General features: G+C 51.6%; 18 protein-coding genes. 8 read left to right on the forward strand and 10 right to left on the reverse strand.

Annotation, left to right across the window (positions count from 1 at the left end):
* The 6 genes from FN082_RS23615 to FN082_RS23640 all read right to left on the reverse strand — a co-directional run bounded on the left by FN082_RS23615 (position 1) and on the right by FN082_RS23640 (position 6,041).
* A complete protein-coding gene (locus FN082_RS23615; RefSeq protein ID WP_139536374.1) occupies positions 1 to 1,119 on the reverse strand; it encodes a mandelate racemase/muconate lactonizing enzyme family protein in 1,119 nt (372 codons plus the stop codon).
* Between the two features lie 9 nt (positions 1,120 to 1,128).
* Positions 1,129 to 2,010, reverse strand: coding sequence for a D-hexose-6-phosphate mutarotase (locus FN082_RS23620; protein WP_185932151.1), 882 nt, complete (start codon positions 2,008 to 2,010; stop codon positions 1,129 to 1,131).
* Positions 2,011 to 2,014: 4 nt separating this feature from the next.
* Positions 2,015 to 3,154, reverse strand: coding sequence for a mandelate racemase/muconate lactonizing enzyme family protein (locus FN082_RS23625; RefSeq protein WP_142982498.1), 1,140 nt, complete (start codon positions 3,152 to 3,154; stop codon positions 2,015 to 2,017).
* Between the two features lie 17 nt (positions 3,155 to 3,171).
* Entirely contained in the window at positions 3,172 to 4,452 is a 1,281-nt protein-coding gene (locus tag FN082_RS23630; RefSeq protein ID WP_142982499.1) for an MFS transporter, read from the reverse strand.
* Between the two features lie 90 nt (positions 4,453 to 4,542).
* Positions 4,543 to 5,253, reverse strand: coding sequence for an SDR family oxidoreductase (locus FN082_RS23635; RefSeq protein ID WP_180349480.1), 711 nt, complete (start codon positions 5,251 to 5,253; stop codon positions 4,543 to 4,545).
* A 14-nt stretch (positions 5,254 to 5,267) separates the two neighbouring features.
* Entirely contained in the window at positions 5,268 to 6,041 is a 774-nt protein-coding gene (locus tag FN082_RS23640; RefSeq protein ID WP_139536369.1) for an SDR family NAD(P)-dependent oxidoreductase, read from the reverse strand.
* A gap of 254 nt (positions 6,042 to 6,295) precedes the next feature.
* Between FN082_RS23640 and FN082_RS23645 the strand changes: the two genes are divergently transcribed.
* Positions 6,296 to 6,946, forward strand: a complete 651-nt coding sequence (locus FN082_RS23645) for a GntR family transcriptional regulator (protein WP_110274363.1) — start codon at positions 6,296 to 6,298, stop codon at positions 6,944 to 6,946.
* Positions 6,947 to 6,965: 19 nt separating this feature from the next.
* Positions 6,966 to 7,460 (forward strand): very short patch repair endonuclease, encoded by a 495-nt coding sequence (locus FN082_RS23650; protein ID WP_142982500.1) that lies wholly within the window; start codon positions 6,966 to 6,968, stop codon positions 7,458 to 7,460.
* Here FN082_RS23650 and yedA read toward each other — a convergent pair.
* Positions 7,435 to 8,346 carry a drug/metabolite exporter YedA gene (yedA, locus tag FN082_RS23655; protein WP_112213241.1) on the reverse strand — a complete coding sequence of 304 codons (912 nt, stop codon included), beginning with the start codon at positions 8,344 to 8,346 and terminating at the stop codon, positions 7,435 to 7,437. The two genes, FN082_RS23650 and yedA, sit on opposite strands and share 26 nt — an antisense overlap.
* 183 nt (positions 8,347 to 8,529) lie before the next feature.
* On the opposite strand from yedA, the gene FN082_RS23660 reads away from it, so the two are divergent.
* The 3 genes from FN082_RS23660 to dgcQ all read left to right on the forward strand — a co-directional run bounded on the left by FN082_RS23660 (position 8,530) and on the right by dgcQ (position 11,471).
* Positions 8,530 to 9,441, forward strand: a complete 912-nt coding sequence (locus FN082_RS23660) for a DUF808 domain-containing protein (protein ID WP_142982501.1) — start codon at positions 8,530 to 8,532, stop codon at positions 9,439 to 9,441.
* Positions 9,442 to 9,518: 77 nt separating this feature from the next.
* A complete protein-coding gene (locus FN082_RS23665) occupies positions 9,519 to 9,698 on the forward strand; it encodes a YodC family protein (RefSeq protein ID WP_139536367.1) in 180 nt (59 codons plus the stop codon).
* A gap of 105 nt (positions 9,699 to 9,803) precedes the next feature.
* A complete protein-coding gene (gene dgcQ / locus FN082_RS23670; protein WP_142982502.1) occupies positions 9,804 to 11,471 on the forward strand; it encodes a cellulose biosynthesis regulator diguanylate cyclase DgcQ in 1,668 nt (555 codons plus the stop codon).
* A gap of 329 nt (positions 11,472 to 11,800) precedes the next feature.
* Here the strand turns inward: dgcQ and yodD are convergent, their stop codons facing one another.
* On the reverse strand, positions 11,801 to 12,016 hold the full coding sequence (gene yodD, locus FN082_RS23675; RefSeq protein WP_139536365.1) for a YodD family peroxide/acid resistance protein: 216 nt from the start codon (positions 12,014 to 12,016) through the stop codon (positions 11,801 to 11,803).
* A 132-nt stretch (positions 12,017 to 12,148) separates the two neighbouring features.
* Here yodD and dsrB point away from each other — a divergent pair, with 132 nt between their 5' ends.
* The gene (dsrB, locus tag FN082_RS23680; RefSeq protein WP_139536364.1) at positions 12,149 to 12,346 is read left to right on the forward strand and encodes a protein DsrB; all 198 of its coding nucleotides are present in this window, start codon (positions 12,149 to 12,151) and stop codon (positions 12,344 to 12,346) included.
* A 32-nt stretch (positions 12,347 to 12,378) separates the two neighbouring features.
* On the opposite strand, the gene rcsA is transcribed toward dsrB, so the two are convergent.
* Complete coding sequence (gene rcsA, locus FN082_RS23685; protein ID WP_139536363.1) at positions 12,379 to 13,002, reverse strand: transcriptional regulator RcsA; 624 nt, start codon at positions 13,000 to 13,002, stop codon at positions 12,379 to 12,381.
* Between the two features lie 458 nt (positions 13,003 to 13,460).
* Between rcsA and yedD the strand changes: the two genes are divergently transcribed.
* Entirely contained in the window at positions 13,461 to 13,874 is a 414-nt protein-coding gene (gene yedD, locus FN082_RS23690; RefSeq protein ID WP_185932152.1) for a lipoprotein YedD, read from the forward strand.
* A 52-nt stretch (positions 13,875 to 13,926) separates the two neighbouring features.
* Here yedD and amyA read toward each other — a convergent pair whose 3' ends face one another.
* The gene (amyA, locus tag FN082_RS23695; protein ID WP_142982504.1) at positions 13,927 to 15,414 is read right to left on the reverse strand and encodes an alpha-amylase; all 1,488 of its coding nucleotides are present in this window, start codon (positions 15,412 to 15,414) and stop codon (positions 13,927 to 13,929) included.
* Between the two features lie 201 nt (positions 15,415 to 15,615).
* On the opposite strand from amyA, the gene tcyJ reads away from it, so the two are divergent.
* The gene (gene tcyJ, locus FN082_RS23700; RefSeq protein ID WP_139536360.1) at positions 15,616 to 16,416 is read left to right on the forward strand and encodes a cystine ABC transporter substrate-binding protein; all 801 of its coding nucleotides are present in this window, start codon (positions 15,616 to 15,618) and stop codon (positions 16,414 to 16,416) included.
* The last annotated feature ends 42 nt before the right edge of the window (positions 16,417 to 16,458 follow it).

Here is a 16,458-nt window from a genome sequence, read left to right on the forward strand (position 1 = left end):
TTATCCCCTGGCAATCAAATGGCGTTCCAGCACATCGAAGTCCGGATTGAAACCGAGACCCGGCGCGTGCGGCAGATCCATCACCGGCTGGAAGCGCATAAACGGATGCAGCGTCTGTTCGAACGTCAGCCACGGCACTTCCAGTGGAACCGACTCGGGCATCACGCTAAGCAGGTGAGCGCTGGCGAGCAGGCCTGGGCCGTAGTAAAAACAGTGCGGCAGCAGGCTGACGTTTTTATGCTCATATGCGTGTTTGATAATCTCCAGTACGGCGGAGATGCCGCCGATTTTGGCTACGCTCGGCTGCAATACATCAACCGCATCTAAGGCCATACAGACCGCGAACTCCTCGCTGGTACTAAAGTTTTCACCCGCGGCAATGCGTGCGCCCGTCGTCTGGCGCAGATAGCGGAGCTGGCTTAAATTTTCCGGCGGGAAGGTGGGCTCCTCCACAAACGCGACGCCAGCCGCCCGCAGTTGTGGCAGGATCTGCTCCGCCTGCGGGACATCCCAGGCGCAGTTGGTATCAACCATCAGGGTGATATTATCCGGCAGCGCCCTGGCGACTTCAGCAATCGCCAGGGGATCCCGCTCGTGCAGTTTTATATGTCGATAGCCCTTGTTAATTAATGGGTTAATGCAAGCCATTAATTTAGCGACGTCACCATCGAAGCTGGACAGGCTGGGATACAACTCCACCTGCGCGCGGGTACCGCCGAGCAATCGCCACAGCGGTAGATTTTCTGCTTTAGCGCGCAGATCCCACAGAGCGATATCCAGCGCGGAAAGCGCATACATCATTACCCCGCCGCGACCGTAGCTGTGAAAGGCGTAATGCGCTCTTTGCATTAACGCCGCCGGGTCATTGCATTCCTCACCCGTAAAGAAGGGGGCGAGCAGGCCGCTGAGCAATGCCATGCTGGCCGGGTTACATGCGTGGCCAAACGCCTCTCCCCAGCCCGTCAGGCCCGTGTCGGTTTCGACTTTCACTAACAGCGCATCCAGCGTAGGGTGCAGCGCCCGCGCGGCGTTAAAGCGCCCCTCTTTGTCGGTGGTGCGCGTCAGTGCAGGCGTATAAGGCAAACGGACCAGAAAGCTTTCTATGTTCGTAATACGCATTAAATGTCCTTAATGATGAGATAGCGCGAACTGCACGCCCATTGATGCCGGATGTTGAGGCGTGCTGACAAGGGGCCTGTCGATAGCCGCCGTTTCGAGGCAAACAAAGTTCTGCCAGCCATCATCTGGCATGTCGCTTATTTGTTCTGCTCGCTGTTGCCAGGGATTCCATACCACCACGTTGCTGTTATTGACATGGGTCAGCGTCAGGATTCTGGCGGGCGTGACAAGCTCCGTTTGTTTTTCTGCCTGAGGGAAGATCGCGCCAAATTCCCCGTGGAGCGAAAGGGGGGACGGCAAGTTCTGCACGGATTCCCCGACGACCGTGTCGTAGGCTTGCGTACCCACGCCGTGAATCTGCGTCGCTTGAATATCCGGCGTTGAGAGGTAGCTGTGTAGGGCCGCAGTGGCGCTGAAGATACCGTGGGCAGTGAGCAATAACTCGCAAACCTCGGCAGTGAATGTCAGCGTCATTTCCAGTTGAAAAGCATGATCCCAGAGCTGCCGCGTTTGCGGGGTATCATTGAGCGCCAACGTTAGCGCGATCGACGTTTTGCTATTATCAAGTGCCATCAGTCGCCACGGTAAAATGCGGGCAAAACCATGAAAAGGCTCGCCGCCGAGATCGGTAAACCACGGCCAGCAGACCGGCACGCCGCCGCGAATGGGTACGCCGGTTTTAAACGGCGTGCAGTCACTCAACCACAGTACAGGGGTTGTCTGTCTGGAGGGTTTCCAGGTCAGTAAATGCGCACCCTGAAGCGCAATAACGGCCTTGCAGAAGGGCGTCTGAATGACCAGAACCTCCAGTTCATCCATTTTTCGCCGGGTAATACCGGGGCTTAATGTCTCCAGTACCGGCAGGGAAAACAGTTGCTTAATCAGGCTCATTGGTTCAGACATCCGTGCGAGTCGTAATACTTTGCTGCCGAAGCTGCATATCGTTTACGGCATAGCGCGCCAGCGCCGGGCCGTCGAACTTGATGCCGTGTCCTGGTTTTTCACCCGGGCGAATGGCGCCGTTTATCACCGGGCAAGGAGTCGTGATAATGCCCATTTCGCTCAGGCTCGCGCCTTTTAGCCCCTCAAACAGCTGGATATTGGGCAAACCGCAGCCCAGATGTGCGATCAGCTCCATGCCAAAATGCGGGATCACGGGAATATTGTGGCTTTCGGCTAATTTTGCGATCTTCACAAATTCGGTAATTCCGCCCACGCGATAAATATCCGGTTGGATGTAGTCGCAGGCCTCTTGTCCGATCCAGTGGGCGAACTGGTATTTGGTGTACAGGCTTTCTCCCACGGCAATGGGGACCGGACATTTCTGACGCAGCAAACGGTGGCCGTTGATATCGTCGCTAAGCAGCGGCTCTTCCAGCCAGTACACTCCGGCGTTTTTGAGTACCGTCATACGGCGCGCAGCATCGCCAGAAGACCACTTTTTGTTGGCATCCACGGCGATGTTGACTGTAGGCCCCACAAATTTACGTACCGCCAGCAGACGCATTAGATCGTCTTCCACGTCTTCACTGCCGATTTTCATTTTGACCGTGCGGTAGCCCGCGCTTAAAAAACCTTCCATCTGTGCGAGCAGGGCATCGATGGAAAGATGCAGGTTGACGCCGCTGCCGTAACCGGGGAGCGACTCCCGATAGCCGCCAAGCAGGCGATACAACGGCTGATTGAGCTGCTGGCCAATCAGATCCCATAGCGCGATATCCACTGCGGCGATTGCGTGTGTCGTGACGCCCGCCGAGCCGATATCGTGGCTCTCCAGCCACATGCGGCTCCACAGCCGCTCGACGTTCAGCGGATCTTCGCCCATCACTTTGGCGGCAAGATAATGGTCAATCAGGTTCTTAAACGCGCTGCCGCCGTTGCCCGTGCTGAACGTCCAGCCGGTACCGGTATGCCCGGTATCGGTTTTTAGCCACAGTACGACAAATTCCAGACTGGAGAACGCATAGTTCGACGATCCCCAACTTTCGGTAAGCGGCACGCGGTACAGCCCGGATTCAAAATCGATAATTTTCACGTTCTTCTCCTCCAGGGTCAGGCCAGGGCTTTATGCCCATCGCGCTGGGCGGCTTTTTTGACGAACAGAGCAACCACGGTTGCGCCGAGTACCCCGAGGCAGCCCGCAAGAATAAAGGCGGCAGAATAAGAGCCTGAGCCGACAATAAAGCCGGTGACGGTTGGTGCGACGATGCCGGAGATATTCGCCAGACCGTGCATCAGCCCGCCAGCGCTGCCAACGTACTCTTTCGGCGCAGCGTCCTGAATGAGCGTCCAGTAGGCCGGGGCGGCGATTTGCATAAAGCCGAAGGCGATTGTCATTAATGTGACGGCGCCCATGGCGGTCTGCGTCTGGCTGATAAGCCCCACGCAGATAGAACAGATGCCGAAGCAGGTCACCAGCACCACTTTGCGGGAGAAGAGTTGCTTGCCGGTTTTACGGTAGATAAAGTCGATAATGAAACCGCCGGATACGTAGCCGAGCGTTCCGGCAACCCAGGGCAGCACGCCGACCAGGCTCATGTCCTTCAGGCTGATCCCGGTGGTATCAACAAGAAACGTCGGGAACCAGTTCATAAAGAAAAACAGCACATAATTGAAGCAAAATAGCGACAGGGCGGTAGCCAGAATTGAGGGCTGGAGGATCGCGCTCCACATGGAGGGGGCTGGCGTTCCCGGTGCGGTCTGCGGAGCCACGTCTTCTTCTTCGCCTTCAATAAGCTGCGCTTCCGCTGCAGAAACGCGTTTGTTATCACGTGGCTTGTCGGTCGCGATGAGCGCCCAGATGATGGCCCAGGTAATCCCAATAAACGCGATAATGATAAATGAGATCCGCCAGTTAAACGTCAGACACAGAAAACCCACTACCGGGCCGGAAATTGCGCCGCCCAGCGGGCCTCCGGCCTGGTTAATGCCTACCGCGCGGGCGCGCTCATTGAGCGGGAACCAGTTGTTGACCACTTTATTGGCCGTGGTGGAGATGGGGCCTTCCCCGGCACCGAAAAAGGCGCGGGCAATGAACATGGTCCAGAAGTTAAAGCAACCTGCGGTCAGGCCGCAGATAATCGACCAGACGGACATCGACCAGCTAAAGACGCGTTTGGGGCCAAATTTATCGGCCAGTACGCCACCAATAAAGTTAAATAACGCATAGCCGATTGAGAAACTACCAAAAATAATACCTTTTTCCTCAGGCGTCAGATGAAAGTCCTGGGTAATAAAGGGCATTGCGTAGGCCAGCGCGGAACGGTCGAGGTAGTTAATAACCATCGCCAGCGTCAGCATAACTAAAATGACACGACGGAATTGCGTATTCATAGAGATACCTTTCACTAATATAGGGTTAGCGGTAAAAATAATGCACAATTTTCGTAATAATTATTTTCTGATTATTATTGTTTTGGTTTATCACTCCCTGACGGGATCCAGATAACGTATTTTTCGGGTAACATAAAAACCGCCGTCAAGCGTTAACATCGCACCATTAAAACTGTGAATATGCGGATCGGTTAATAGAGCACAGGTTTTGGCGATCTCTGCTGCATCGGTATATTCCAACAGCGGAATACCATCATCTTTATGCAACTGTCTTAACAGCTCTACGAACGCTTTTTGCTGCGGATCCTCTTCGCTGAAACCGCGAAATAGGGTGTTGATTTTTATGCCATAAGGCACCAGTTCCTGAATGCCGGAACGGCAGGTATTCATCAGCGCCAACTGGCTGGCGGCACCATAAGAGTAATGCTCTGTCGGCACCAGTGCGGCGATGTGCGCTAGCGTAACGACGCGTCCCTGAACCCCCTGTTGTACCATTTTTTTACAGGCGCTTTGTACCCACCATAGTCCGCGCTCCAGATCGTCATTCATCGTGGCCGCAATAATATTATCATCGTCGTCCAGCATTGAGCCACGAAGCGGCGGCGGTGAAATATAAATAAAAGCGTTTAGCTTTCGCTCGCCAACAATAAGGGTGTCGATAGCCTGATTTATTTTTGCATATTCGGTTTGCTGGCTAAAATAAACTTCCCAGCCCTGCTGTAAATACTGATTTTCCAGCGTGGACAGCAGTTTGGGTTCGGCCTGGCCGCCGGCAATCAGAATCGTATTTTTGTGTTCCATCGTCATTCTCCTGATTAAATACAGCGGATATGCTGGCCGCCATCAATTTTAATGAAGTCACCGGTAATAACTGCGCCTTTGTCCCCGGCTAAATACACGGCAGCAGCGCCAAGCTCTTCAATGGTTGCCGGCTGACCAATAGGAATGGTCGCCAGCAGCTTCTTCCGCCCCTCATCCGTAGCCAGTTCGGGTTTAGGATCGTTGATATTGGTATCGACAAACCCCGGCCAAAGCTGGTTTACGGTAATGCCGTAGCGTGCGAGTTCGAAGGCCATCGACTGGCTCATCTGATCGATAGCGGCTTTGGTGGCGGCGTAGACCCCCATCAGCGCCATTGGGCGGCGCGCGTGACCTGAGGCAACGTTGATGATGCGTCCATGGATCCCTTTTTTCACCATCATGCGGGCGGCGTGGCGAGCGCAGTCGTAGGTTCCTTTTATATTGATGTTCACCGCATGGTCAAAGGCCGATTTACTGATTTCGAGGAAGGGTTCCCAGACGCATACGCCGGCGTTGTTAACCAGAATATCGAGGCGTCCAAAATGGGTATCTATATCATTAAACATCTGGCGAACTTGTTCAGGATGGGAGATATCGGCCTGGACCAGCAGGGCGCGCCTTCCGAGTCCGCGGATAATACCAGCAACCTGTTCTGCTTCCTCCGGGTTGACAACGTAATTGATGACGATATCCGCGCCTGCTTCAGCAAGCGCGCAGGCAATGCCTTTGCCGATCCCTTTCATGTTTCCCGCACCCGTCACCAGTGCGACCTGGTTATGTAGACTCACGACTTTCTCCTTTTAGTGTGCAACACATGATGAGCAGTATCCTGCATTGACGATATCTTAGTCACTTAATCAACAACTGATATATTAGTTGCTTATTAGATTTGCACTTCATGAAAAAAACATCCATCATCTGTTGGGTTAAATACGATGCCGATCACAAATTTTGTCGTAACTGTTTAATTAACTGAGAATTTTTGATTTTCATTTTTGCTGCGTTGGGCGGATAATGCTGCAATTCAGCAGGGAGAACGCTAATGAATCCACCCGTCAATAAAATGAATCAGGCTTATGAAGCCATTGAAAGCATGATTATTTTTCAGGATCTTGCGCCGGGTTCGATGGTGTCTGAAGCACAGCTCATGGAGCTGACCGGCTTTGGCCGTAGTCCGGTAAGGGAAGCGTTACAACGTTTGGCTAATGACAGACTTGTGGAGATCTACCCCTATAAGGGCGTGTTTATTCCGACGATCTCCGTTGAGGTACAGCTCAAGGTTCTGGAGCTACGCCGCTGTGTAGGCGAGTTCGCTGTGCGTCTTGCGACCCGGCGCGGCACGCACCAGCAGAAGAAAGAGATGCTGCTGCTGGCGGAATCTTTTGAAGCGATTAGCGATATTTCGCATATGCGTCAGTTTGGCGCGCTATTAAAGCAAACCTATGCCCTGATTGGTCTTGCGGCAGAAAATGAATATTTACAGCCATGTCTTTCACCGTTACAGGGCCTCTCCAGCCGTTTTTGGTTTGCGCAGCTTAGCGCCAGTAACCAGCAGGAGCTGGTAAAAGCCTCACAGCTAAATGCCACCATGCTGCGTAATATCTGTCATGGCGACGAAGAGCTGGCGGCTAGCGCGTCGAAAAACGTCAACGATTACTTCACTGAGTTTACCTATAAGTCTCTAAGCCGCTGATTAAAATGCGAGATTAACCATGGCCGACGTCCACGATAAAGCTACCCGCAGCAAAAATATGCGCGCGATCGGCACCCGCGATACGGCAATTGAAAAACGGCTGGCGGGGCTGCTGGCCCACTCTGGGTTTACCTTTACTGTACAGGACGCCACGCTGCCCGGACGCCCGGACTTTGTGATGGCGGACTATCAGTGCGTTATCTTTACCCACGGCTGTTTTTGGCATCATCATAATTGCTATCTGTTTAAAGTCCCCGGTACGAGAACTGAATTCTGGCTGGATAAGATAGCTAAAAACGTCGCGCGCGATTGCCGGGATATCGGGCTGCTGGTAGAGCAGGGATGGCGGGTGCTGGTTGTCTGGGAGTGTGCGCTGCGCGGGAGAAAGAAACTTAGCGATGAAGCGCTAGGTGAGCGCCTGGAAGAGTGGATCTGCGGCGTAGGGGACTGCGCGCAGATCGATACTCAGGGCATGGGTTTTCTGGACGTTACTTCTCGGCCTGACAAGATGTGATTTCTCTGCGCGCCGGGAACAGGTACTTACCGAGCGTCACCAGAACGACCGCAAAGATGATAATCCCCAGCGCCAGCCACTCTATGGGGGATAAACTTTCTCCGGCAAAACCGGTGCCGAGCAGTACGGCGACAACCGGGTTTACGTAAGCATAGCTGGTCGCAACAGCGGGAGTGACGTTGCGAATCAAATACATATAGGCGTTGATGGCGATAAGTGAACCGAAGATAGCCAGATAGGCGACGGCAAAAATACCGGACCAGGATGGCATTTGGGTTAATTTTTCCCCGGTCAGCGTGGAAGCTATCATTAGCACGATCCCTGCGGCCAGCATCTCTATGGCACCCGCCATCATCCCCGTCGGTAGCTCGATTCGCGAGCCGTAGACGGAGCCAAAGGCCCAGCTCATGGAACCGATAAGAATCAGCAGCGCTCCCCAGGGGTTACCATTCAGGTTGCCACCGCTATTGAGCAGCACGATGCCCGCCAGGCCAATGGCAATACCTAACCACTCAAGCTTGCGAGTCGCAATACCAAAAAAGCGGCTAAAACATAGCGTGAATAGCGGTACCGTCGCGACCATCACCGCTGCAATCCCGGATGGTACGTGCTGGTGCTCGGCGAGGGTGACAAAGCCGTTACCGACGGCCAGCAGTAAAATACCAATCAGCGCCGCGTTGAGTAGCGGCTTTCGCGCCGGGAGCTTATGCCCGGTTGCCAGCAGCCAGACAATCAGCACTGCGCCAGCAGAAAGAAAACGCACGCCCGCCATCATTAATGGTGGCCAGCTGGCGACGCCAACGGCGATGGCAAAGTAGGTGGAGCCCCAAATGATATACAGCGCAAACAACGCCCCGATGAGCGGTAACAGCTGACGGGTAGACATACTTCCTCACGACGGTGCAGAGATAGAAAGGGGACGTATAGTAAACGTGAAAACTATCGTGCTGGCGAGCGCTTTAATTCTCCCGCAATGGTTAAATTTATGTTGACTATGGACACCTGTGGGCGAAAAAGCACTTTTGCTTCATACTTCAGGAGAAATAACCATAAATGAAGGAATGCAATTTTGGCGGGAAGTAGTCTTTTAACCTTATTGGATGATATTGCCACTCTCCTTGACGATATTTCGGTCATGGGAAAACTGGCGGCGAAGAAAACGGCAGGCGTATTGGGCGATGATTTATCGCTTAACGCTCAACAGGTTACCGGAGTTCGGGCCAATCGCGAGCTGCCGGTCGTTTGGGGCGTAGCGAAAGGCTCATTTATCAATAAAGTGATTCTGGTGCCGCTGGCATTGTTAATCAGCGCTTTTATTCCATGGGCGATTACGCCATTGCTGATGTTGGGCGGGGCATTTCTGTGTTTTGAAGGCGTAGAAAAAGTGCTGCACAGCCTGCAGGCGCTTAAACACAAAGAGGATCCTCAAGTTCGTCAGCAGCGGCTAGAGGCGCTGGCCAATCAGGACCCAATGGCTTTCGAGCGCGATAAGGTCAAAGGGGCGATCCGCACCGACTTTATTTTGTCCGCTGAAATTGTCGCCATTACGCTCGGGATCGTTGCCGAAGCGCCGCTGCTAAATCAGATTCTTATCCTGTCCGGCATTGCCTTGTTGGTGACGGTCGGCGTGTATGGTCTGGTCGGAGTGATCGTCAAGCTTGATGATATGGGCTACTGGCTGGTGGAGAAAACCAGCTCGCTCGCACAGTGGTCAGGTAAAGCGTTGTTGGCGATTGCGCCCCGCCTGATGAAAGTGTTGTCCGTAGTTGGAACTCTGGCAATGTTCTTGGTTGGCGGCGGTATTGTCGTTCACGGCATTGCGCCGTTGCATCATGCTATTGAAGAGTTTGCCCATGGGCAGAATGGAGTGATTGCCTCGCTGCTGCCAACGGTGGCGAATCTGGTGCTGGGATTTGTTATTGGCGCCATTGTGCTGGCCGGAGTGAAAGCCATTGGCAGTCTTCGTCGTCCGGTTGAGTAAATGTGCTCCCGCCCAGGCAAAGTGGTTCAGCTTCGTCTAAGGTAAATTTGTTTCTTCCTGATACCGGAGGCAAAAAAATGGTCTTGTTGGTCAGTGATGAAGTTAGGCGAAAAAACGGCGGACCTCGCATGGTCGTCACCGGGTTTGCCAGCGGCATGGTTGAATGTCGTTGGTATGATGGCCATGGTGTTAAGCGCGAAGCGTTCCGTGAGGATGAACTTATCCGTGGAGGGGGAGGGAAGCCGAATTGCTCCTGAGCCCTACAGCGCCCGGCATGAGTCGGGCGTTTTTATATTATTGAAAACCTAACTAACAGGGAGCGTTGATGACGTTTGTTTCTTTGACCATGCTGCGAGTAAACGATGGATAAGCCGATGTGGGTGAAAAAACTTCGTCAGATATTAAGCCCCGGATATGTGGTAAACCTCTGTTTTTTTATCGTCTTCTGCTTTTCAACCTTGTTGATATGGCGTGAAATTAAAGTTCTGGAAGACGCCTATATTGCGAATCAACGCAATAATCTTGAAAACGTCTCCCACGAGCTGGATAGCCTGCTGCAATTTAACATCGATAGAATGATATTTTTTCGCAATGGTATGCAGTCGGCAATGGGGACGCCGTTAGATTTTACCGTGCTGCGCAAAGCCGAGCAGGATTATTTAGAAAGGCGACATGAGCCACTCTGGACCGTTGAAATTCATAACCGACGGACTCTGCCGGTCTATGGCGTTGCCGATGCGTTTGTCGATAGCGACGAGCTCCTTTCTCGCGATAACCCCTTTTCCGGAAATGAGCTGATGGCGACCCTTGAGCTGGGCTATATGCTGCGCCTGGCCAATAACAACCGCGGTTTTGCCAAACGTATGATGTACGTTTCGCGCAGCGGCTTTTTTACCACCACTGAGCTGCCGAAAAATTCGACTCAAGCGCTGGCGTTGTATTCGCGGGCGACGAGCGATTCCTGGTTTACCCGGCAAACGCAGCGCAACAATCCCGCTCGCGGTATTGTCTGGCAAACGTTTCCTGAAGATGAATCATTACGCGAAACGCAGGTGGTAACGGCTTCTATTCCACTGGATTTTCAGCGCTATTGGCTTGGCGTTCTGGCAATGGATTTCTCGGTCAGTGAAATGAAGGCGTTCCTGGTGAATGCAGTAAAAAGCGGGCAAGAGGGAGAGTATCAACTTTATGATAATCGGCTCAATTTGATCGCCTCTTCTGCGCCTGGCAACGTGCTCACTCTGCTGTCGCCGCAGGAGCAAGCGTTACTGAGCCGCGCTTTTGCGCATGAGAATCAGGGAGGAATTCGTTTATTAACGCGGTATATCAGTTGGGAAAAACAGCGTAATTTTGACGGAGTGCTGTTGCGTATTCACACCCTTCGGGAGGGCGTTCGCGGCGATTTTGGTAGTATCACCATTGCGCTGATGCTGATGTGGTTAATGTTTACTCTGATGTTAATGATCTCCTGGCTGGTGATACGCAGAATGGTGCGTAATATGAGCGTGCTGCAGACATCTCTGGAGTGGCAGGCCTGGCATGATGGATTAACCCGGTTGTTAAACCGAGGTGCGTTGTTCGATCGCGCAATCGCGGTGACTCACCTGAGCGAGCGGCAGAAATCTTCCGTCGCGGTTATCCAGCTCGATCTGGACTATTTTAAAAGGATTAATGATCAACATGGGCATCAGGCGGGAGATCGCGTGCTGTCTCTGGTGGCGAGTACTATTACGAGCCATATTCGTGAGGGCGACCTCGCGGGTCGGGTCGGTGGAGAGGAATTTTGTCTTGTGCTGCCAAACACCTCTTTGAAAGAGGCTGCGGCGATTGCCGAACGGATTCGTATTCGTCTTTATGCTCGCGAGATTTTGCTCAGAAACTGTGTGTCTTTGCGCATTAGCGCTTCATTTGGCGTGAGCAGCAGCGGTGATTCCAGCGATTATAGCTTCGAAAACTTGCAATCCATTGCCGATCATCGCTTGTATCTGGCCAAGCAAAACGGACGTAATCAGGTTTGCGCTGAAGGATGATACGTATTCTTTTGATGAATGTATCTGATTTGGTTTATCCGTGGTGGTTATTTTGATGAGATTAATCTTAAAAAAAATTCAGTTCGGAAAAGATGTTCGTAGAAGAACAAATGCATCAGAACCTTGCCTGGCGTGGCCTTTCAGCGTTAAGAGTAGTATAGGTCACATTTTTCAATAATTTACTTTGTGAATGGCTCTTGTTATGCAAAATAATTGAGGTTAATGTTTCCAACGCATCGGATTTCCTGGTGTAACGAATTTTCAAGTGCTTCTTGCATTAGCAAGCTTCATCCCGACTCCTGCGAGTCGGGATTTTTTTCGCTCATGCTTCAGCGATTAATCTCGGTCACGCTAAAGTCATGAATATCGAGCTCAAAGGCTTCGGCAAGCTCGCGCCAGGTGTGGTAATCGCGACCATCAATACTGACATGATGGGGATCATCTCGCGTGCGCTGAACGTCACTTTCACTGATTTCATTAATTGCCGCCAGCAGGGCGTCAACATCGACACTCCCCCCGCCTCTTTTCTCTTTGGCGGTATTCATTTCGGCTACCTCGCTTAACTCGGACACGGCTCTTTAAGTATAGACGGTCTACAAAAACAGCAGTTACCGGGGAGGGCGCTGCGCGATCGGCAGTTTTGTTCTACACTGGCTCAAAAATAGAGGAGATGAGTTATGCAGGTAAACGATCGTGTCACGGTAAAGACCGATGGAGGCCCACGTCGATCGGGTGTTGTGCTGGCAATAGAGTCGTTTAGCGAAGGGGTCATGTATCTGGTTTCGCTGGAAGATTATCCGCTGGGGATTTGGTTTTTCAACGAGATAGGCCATCCGGATGGCATTTTTGTTGAGAGAGATGAGCAATCCGCATGAGGTAAACTGGCGGCTGATGCCGCCAGCGTTCTTTAACGGATGTTGACGTGGATCCCAGAAGTAATGTTTTCCGTCAGCCGTACGATATGGTAAATCACCTGCTTATTATGGGTCTGGATTTTCTTTTTAACATTGCCTTTGTGCGAAGATACGGTCTTAGCCTTTATGTTCATCTGAGCGGATATGTGGGTGGTTCCGTGTCCGGCCATCCACATTTGCAGCATATTTGATTCGGCCTGGCTTAATGACAGCGTTGGGATATTAATTCTTGCTGTACGATGATTCTCATATTTCAGGCGATTGGCGAGGATATCATCAAGGTCTTTTGCGGTCAGTGATTTTGAGCAAATAAGCAAGTTTTTGCGGACCAGGAGATAGTGGTCAAAATGAATATTAGCCAGCGACATAAAGATAACAAATAGCGTGCCGGGATACAGACTGATGATCTGTCGGACTAGCTGGTTGCTCTCTTCATAGTGAATAAAGCAATCTTCATTAATAAATACAACGCTCGGGTGGCTTGTTTCACAGAGCGTTTTCAAACTTGTGGCACTTTGCACTTCAGTGATATCACGCTTTTTTATCCCCCGGCTTGTCAGGTACCCGGTTAATCCTAACCGGGTAAAGCTACACAAATCCATGATAATCGTTGACATGACCCATCCTCAATCAACACGTAACGATAATTTATCCTTCGCCGACAAGCGCGATGAAGTCCATTTTAGTTAGTAATAAAAACGGCTGCCGACCTGAAACCTGTGGCAGTTCGGACTATTCCGCAATAATACCTATAATTTGCCAGGAATAATCTCAAAGTAAAGGTCGTGAAAAGCTATGTGAAGGAATTTAAAACAATAAATACCTGCCATATATAAGGTTGCCATTTTGGCGTTATTTTAAAATAGGATTATCCTTATATTGAGCGCTTAAAATATCACCTTGTTGTCCATGGGCTTTAATTGATAGGTTAGGCTAATTTAACATATGGGCTTTATTCATCGCGCTATATTGCTCATCATGACGGCAATCCGGCCTTCGTTTTACCCCGTCTCAGGAAGAGTGGCAGGCTTAACGCTTTAATGCCACAATGCTTTTTTATCGGTTTGTGGGATGAATGATGAAAAAGATAGTGTTTGCTGGCGCACTGCTAACGTTGGCCGGGTGTGTTCAGGTTGATAACTACAACGATGTTGTTAAGACCCCTGCGCCCGCCGGGCTGGAAGGATACTGGCAATCGGCTGGCCCGCAGCGTGAAATGATGAGTCCGGAGGCGATAGCCAGCCTGATCGTGACTAAAGACGGCGATACTCTCGATTGTCGGCAGTGGCAGCGTTTGATTACCGTACCGGGCAAATTAATGAAACGTGATAATGCGATCTACAACGTGACATCCTCCCTGGACGTCTATCCAGTTGAACGCGAAGGTAACACCCTGCACTACGATCGTATGACGCTGACGCGAGTTGATCGCCTTACCCCTGAGTGCGAACAGGCATGGAAAAAAGCTTCTGCAAATAAAAACGGGTAATAAACTTTTCGCGGGCTGGCGCTATTCTCAGCCCGCGATATGGGCCCGTATTCTATAGTACGTCTTCAATAACCCAGACGCTTACGCTGCCGCCATTGCAGGTAAAAGTCCCATTACCGTCATCATCGGTTTCAATGACTTCCTCACGGTTACCGAGAAAATCCCGCCAGCGTTTATTGCCGTAGTTTTCACCGAGAGGCAGCGATTTTTCCCCATCGTCGCCGTTTGATAGCACCACCACGCAGCCCGGATCCTCCTCGGTGCCGCTTCTGCTAAAGGCGATGCAGTTGGGATGATCGAACCACAGCGTTTGTACACCGTGGGCAAATCGTTGGCGGGCATCAATCAGCTCGTGTAATTGTTCAATAACCGGCATCTCGATGGCGTAGGTTTCGCCATCGCCACCGGTATCTGCATAGCTGGCACCGAAGAGATCGGCATAAAAGACCGATGGCACGCCATTTTCACGCAATAAAATCAGCGCGTAAGCCAGTGGTTTGAACCAGGCTTCAACCGGCGCTTCCAGAGCCTGAAGCGGCTGAGTATCATGGTTAGTCACAAGGGTCACTGCGTGGAACGGGTCGGCTTCAACCAGCGTGCCGCTGAAAATCTGGCTCATATCGTAGTCGCGACCCTGTCGTGAAGCTTCGTGGAACTTCATTTGTAGCGGAGCGTCAAATAGCATCGTCTTGCCGTCAACCATGGCAACATACTGCTGAAGCTTGTCGACTTCATGGGACCAGTACTCAGCGACGATAAACAGCGGTTTGGCCGCCACTTCCTGGACGTGATCAATCCATTCTTTATAAAACCAGGCGGGGATGTGTTTGACAGCATCAAGGCGGAAGCCATCACAGCTAGTTTGCTCCATCACCCAGCGCGCCCAGTACTTAATCTCTTCGGTTACCGCGCGATTGCGGAAGTCGATATTTTCCCCCATCAGGTAGTCGAAGTTGCCCATTTCATCATCGACCTGATCGTTCCATCCTTCGCCGGTATAGTCATTGACGATTTTAAACACGCCGTCTTCATTAGGGTTTTCAATATGATCAATACCGCTGAAGCATTTGTAATCCCAGATAAACGCTGAGTATTGACCCGCGCGAACCGGGAAGGTGTAGCGCGTCCACGCCTCACACTCAACGATCTCTTCGGCAATTTGCGTCCGGTCCTGCTCATCAACGCGCTGAATGCGCACGGTCTCTTTTTCATCGGCCCCCATTTTGTGGTTGACGACCACATCAAGCAAAACGGCAATATCATGCTGATGCAGCGCGGATATGGCGGCCAGCAACTGATTTTTATCGCCATATTTAGTGGCAACAGAGCCCTTTTGATCGAACTCGCCAAGGTCAAAAAGATCGTAGCTGTCGTAGCCGACAGAGTAACCGCCGGAAGCGCCTTTGTAAGCGGGAGGCAGCCAAATCATATTGATACCGATTTCGTTGAGATTTGGCGCCAGGGCTTCGACTTCAGGCCATAGTTCACCGCCGGTTGGGTAGTACCAGTGAAAGCACTGCAATAAGGTGGGGTTTTTCATCTTCCATGCTCCAGACGTCATCAAGCTGACCAATGCAGTATGAGAGATATCCAGCAAAATGGAGGAATTTCCGCTGCGCTTTTACTATGTACTAAAAAGCATCATATATAATTATTTGGAATAAGATGTAGCGTATCGATGTTGGTGGCTAAGGCTAAACGCTTTACACTACAGAAAAATATCACTCTGCCAGGGGTATCTATGAAATTTGCACTTTTGAGTCGTCAGGCGCTGATGGGCGCAATGGCCGTCGTTTTAATGGCTGGCGTCAGCGCCAAAACCTTTGCTGCTGAAAATTTGCTCAATCAGGTTAAAGAGCGCGGCACTTTACGCGTTGGCCTGGAAGGGACTTATCCGCCATTCAGCTACCAGGGGGATGATGGCAAGCTGACTGGATTCGAGGTGGATTTTGCCAATGAGCTGGCGAAGCATCTCGGCGTGAAGGCCGATCTCAAACCCACGAAGTGGGACGGTATGCTGGCTTCGTTAGACTCCAAACGTATCGATGTGGTGATTAACCAGGTGACCATTTCCGATCAGCGTAAGAAAAAGTATGACTTCTCGACGCCATACACTGTTTCCGGCGTTCAGGCGCTGGTGAAAAAAGGTAACGAGGGCGTGATTAAAACCGCTGCCGACCTGAAAGGTAAGAAAGTCGGCGTGGGTCTGGGCACCAACTACGAGGAGTGGTTGCGTCAGAATGTCCAGGGCGTTGATATCCGTACCTATGATGATGACCCGACTAAATATCAGGATCTGCGCGTAGGTCGCATTGACGCTATTCTGGTTGACCGCCTGGCGGCGCTGGATCTGGTGAAGAAAACCGGCGATACCCTTGCAGTCACCGGCGAAGCCTTCTCCCGACAGGAGTCCGGCGTAGCGCTGCGTAAAGGCAACGAAGACCTGCTGAAAGCGGTTGATGGTGCCATTGCGGATATGCAAAAGGATGGCAGCCTGAAGGCGCTGTCGGAAAAATGGTTTGGCGCTGACGTGACGAAGTAACGTCCGGCGGTGAAAAAAGGCGCTCTTGATAGCGCCTTTTTT

Origin of the sequence: Klebsiella spallanzanii, assembly GCF_902158555.1 — a bacterium.
In the GTDB taxonomy this organism is placed as follows: domain Bacteria; phylum Pseudomonadota; class Gammaproteobacteria; order Enterobacterales; family Enterobacteriaceae; genus Klebsiella; species Klebsiella spallanzanii.

Excerpts from the sequence above, each read along its gene's own strand:
- yedA (WP_112213241.1), bottom strand. The coding sequence starts at position 8,346 with ATGTCTACCCGTCAGCTGTTACCGCTCATCGGGGCGTTGTTTGCGCTG.
- rcsA (WP_139536363.1), bottom strand. The coding sequence starts at position 13,002 with ATGTCAACGATTATCATGGATTTGTGTAGCTTTACCCGGTTAGGATTA.
- FN082_RS23645 (WP_110274363.1), top strand. The coding sequence starts at position 6,296 with ATGAATCCACCCGTCAATAAAATGAATCAGGCTTATGAAGCCATTGAA.
- FN082_RS23650 (WP_142982500.1), top strand. The coding sequence starts at position 6,966 with ATGGCCGACGTCCACGATAAAGCTACCCGCAGCAAAAATATGCGCGCG.
- dgcQ (WP_142982502.1), top strand. The coding sequence starts at position 9,804 with ATGGATAAGCCGATGTGGGTGAAAAAACTTCGTCAGATATTAAGCCCC.
- FN082_RS23630 (WP_142982499.1), bottom strand. The coding sequence starts at position 4,452 with ATGAATACGCAATTCCGTCGTGTCATTTTAGTTATGCTGACGCTGGCG.
- FN082_RS23615 (WP_139536374.1), bottom strand. The coding sequence starts at position 1,119 with ATGCGTATTACGAACATAGAAAGCTTTCTGGTCCGTTTGCCTTATACG.
- tcyJ (WP_139536360.1), top strand. The coding sequence starts at position 15,616 with ATGAAATTTGCACTTTTGAGTCGTCAGGCGCTGATGGGCGCAATGGCC.
- FN082_RS23620 (WP_185932151.1), bottom strand. The coding sequence starts at position 2,010 with ATGAGCCTGATTAAGCAACTGTTTTCCCTGCCGGTACTGGAGACATTA.
- yodD (WP_139536365.1), bottom strand. The coding sequence starts at position 12,016 with ATGAATACCGCCAAAGAGAAAAGAGGCGGGGGGAGTGTCGATGTTGAC.
- FN082_RS23665 (WP_139536367.1), top strand. The coding sequence starts at position 9,519 with ATGGTCTTGTTGGTCAGTGATGAAGTTAGGCGAAAAAACGGCGGACCT.
- dsrB (WP_139536364.1), top strand. The coding sequence starts at position 12,149 with ATGCAGGTAAACGATCGTGTCACGGTAAAGACCGATGGAGGCCCACGT.
- FN082_RS23635 (WP_180349480.1), bottom strand. The coding sequence starts at position 5,253 with ATGGAACACAAAAATACGATTCTGATTGCCGGCGGCCAGGCCGAACCC.
- amyA (WP_142982504.1), bottom strand. The coding sequence starts at position 15,414 with ATGAAAAACCCCACCTTATTGCAGTGCTTTCACTGGTACTACCCAACC.
- yedD (WP_185932152.1), top strand. The coding sequence starts at position 13,461 with ATGATGAAAAAGATAGTGTTTGCTGGCGCACTGCTAACGTTGGCCGGG.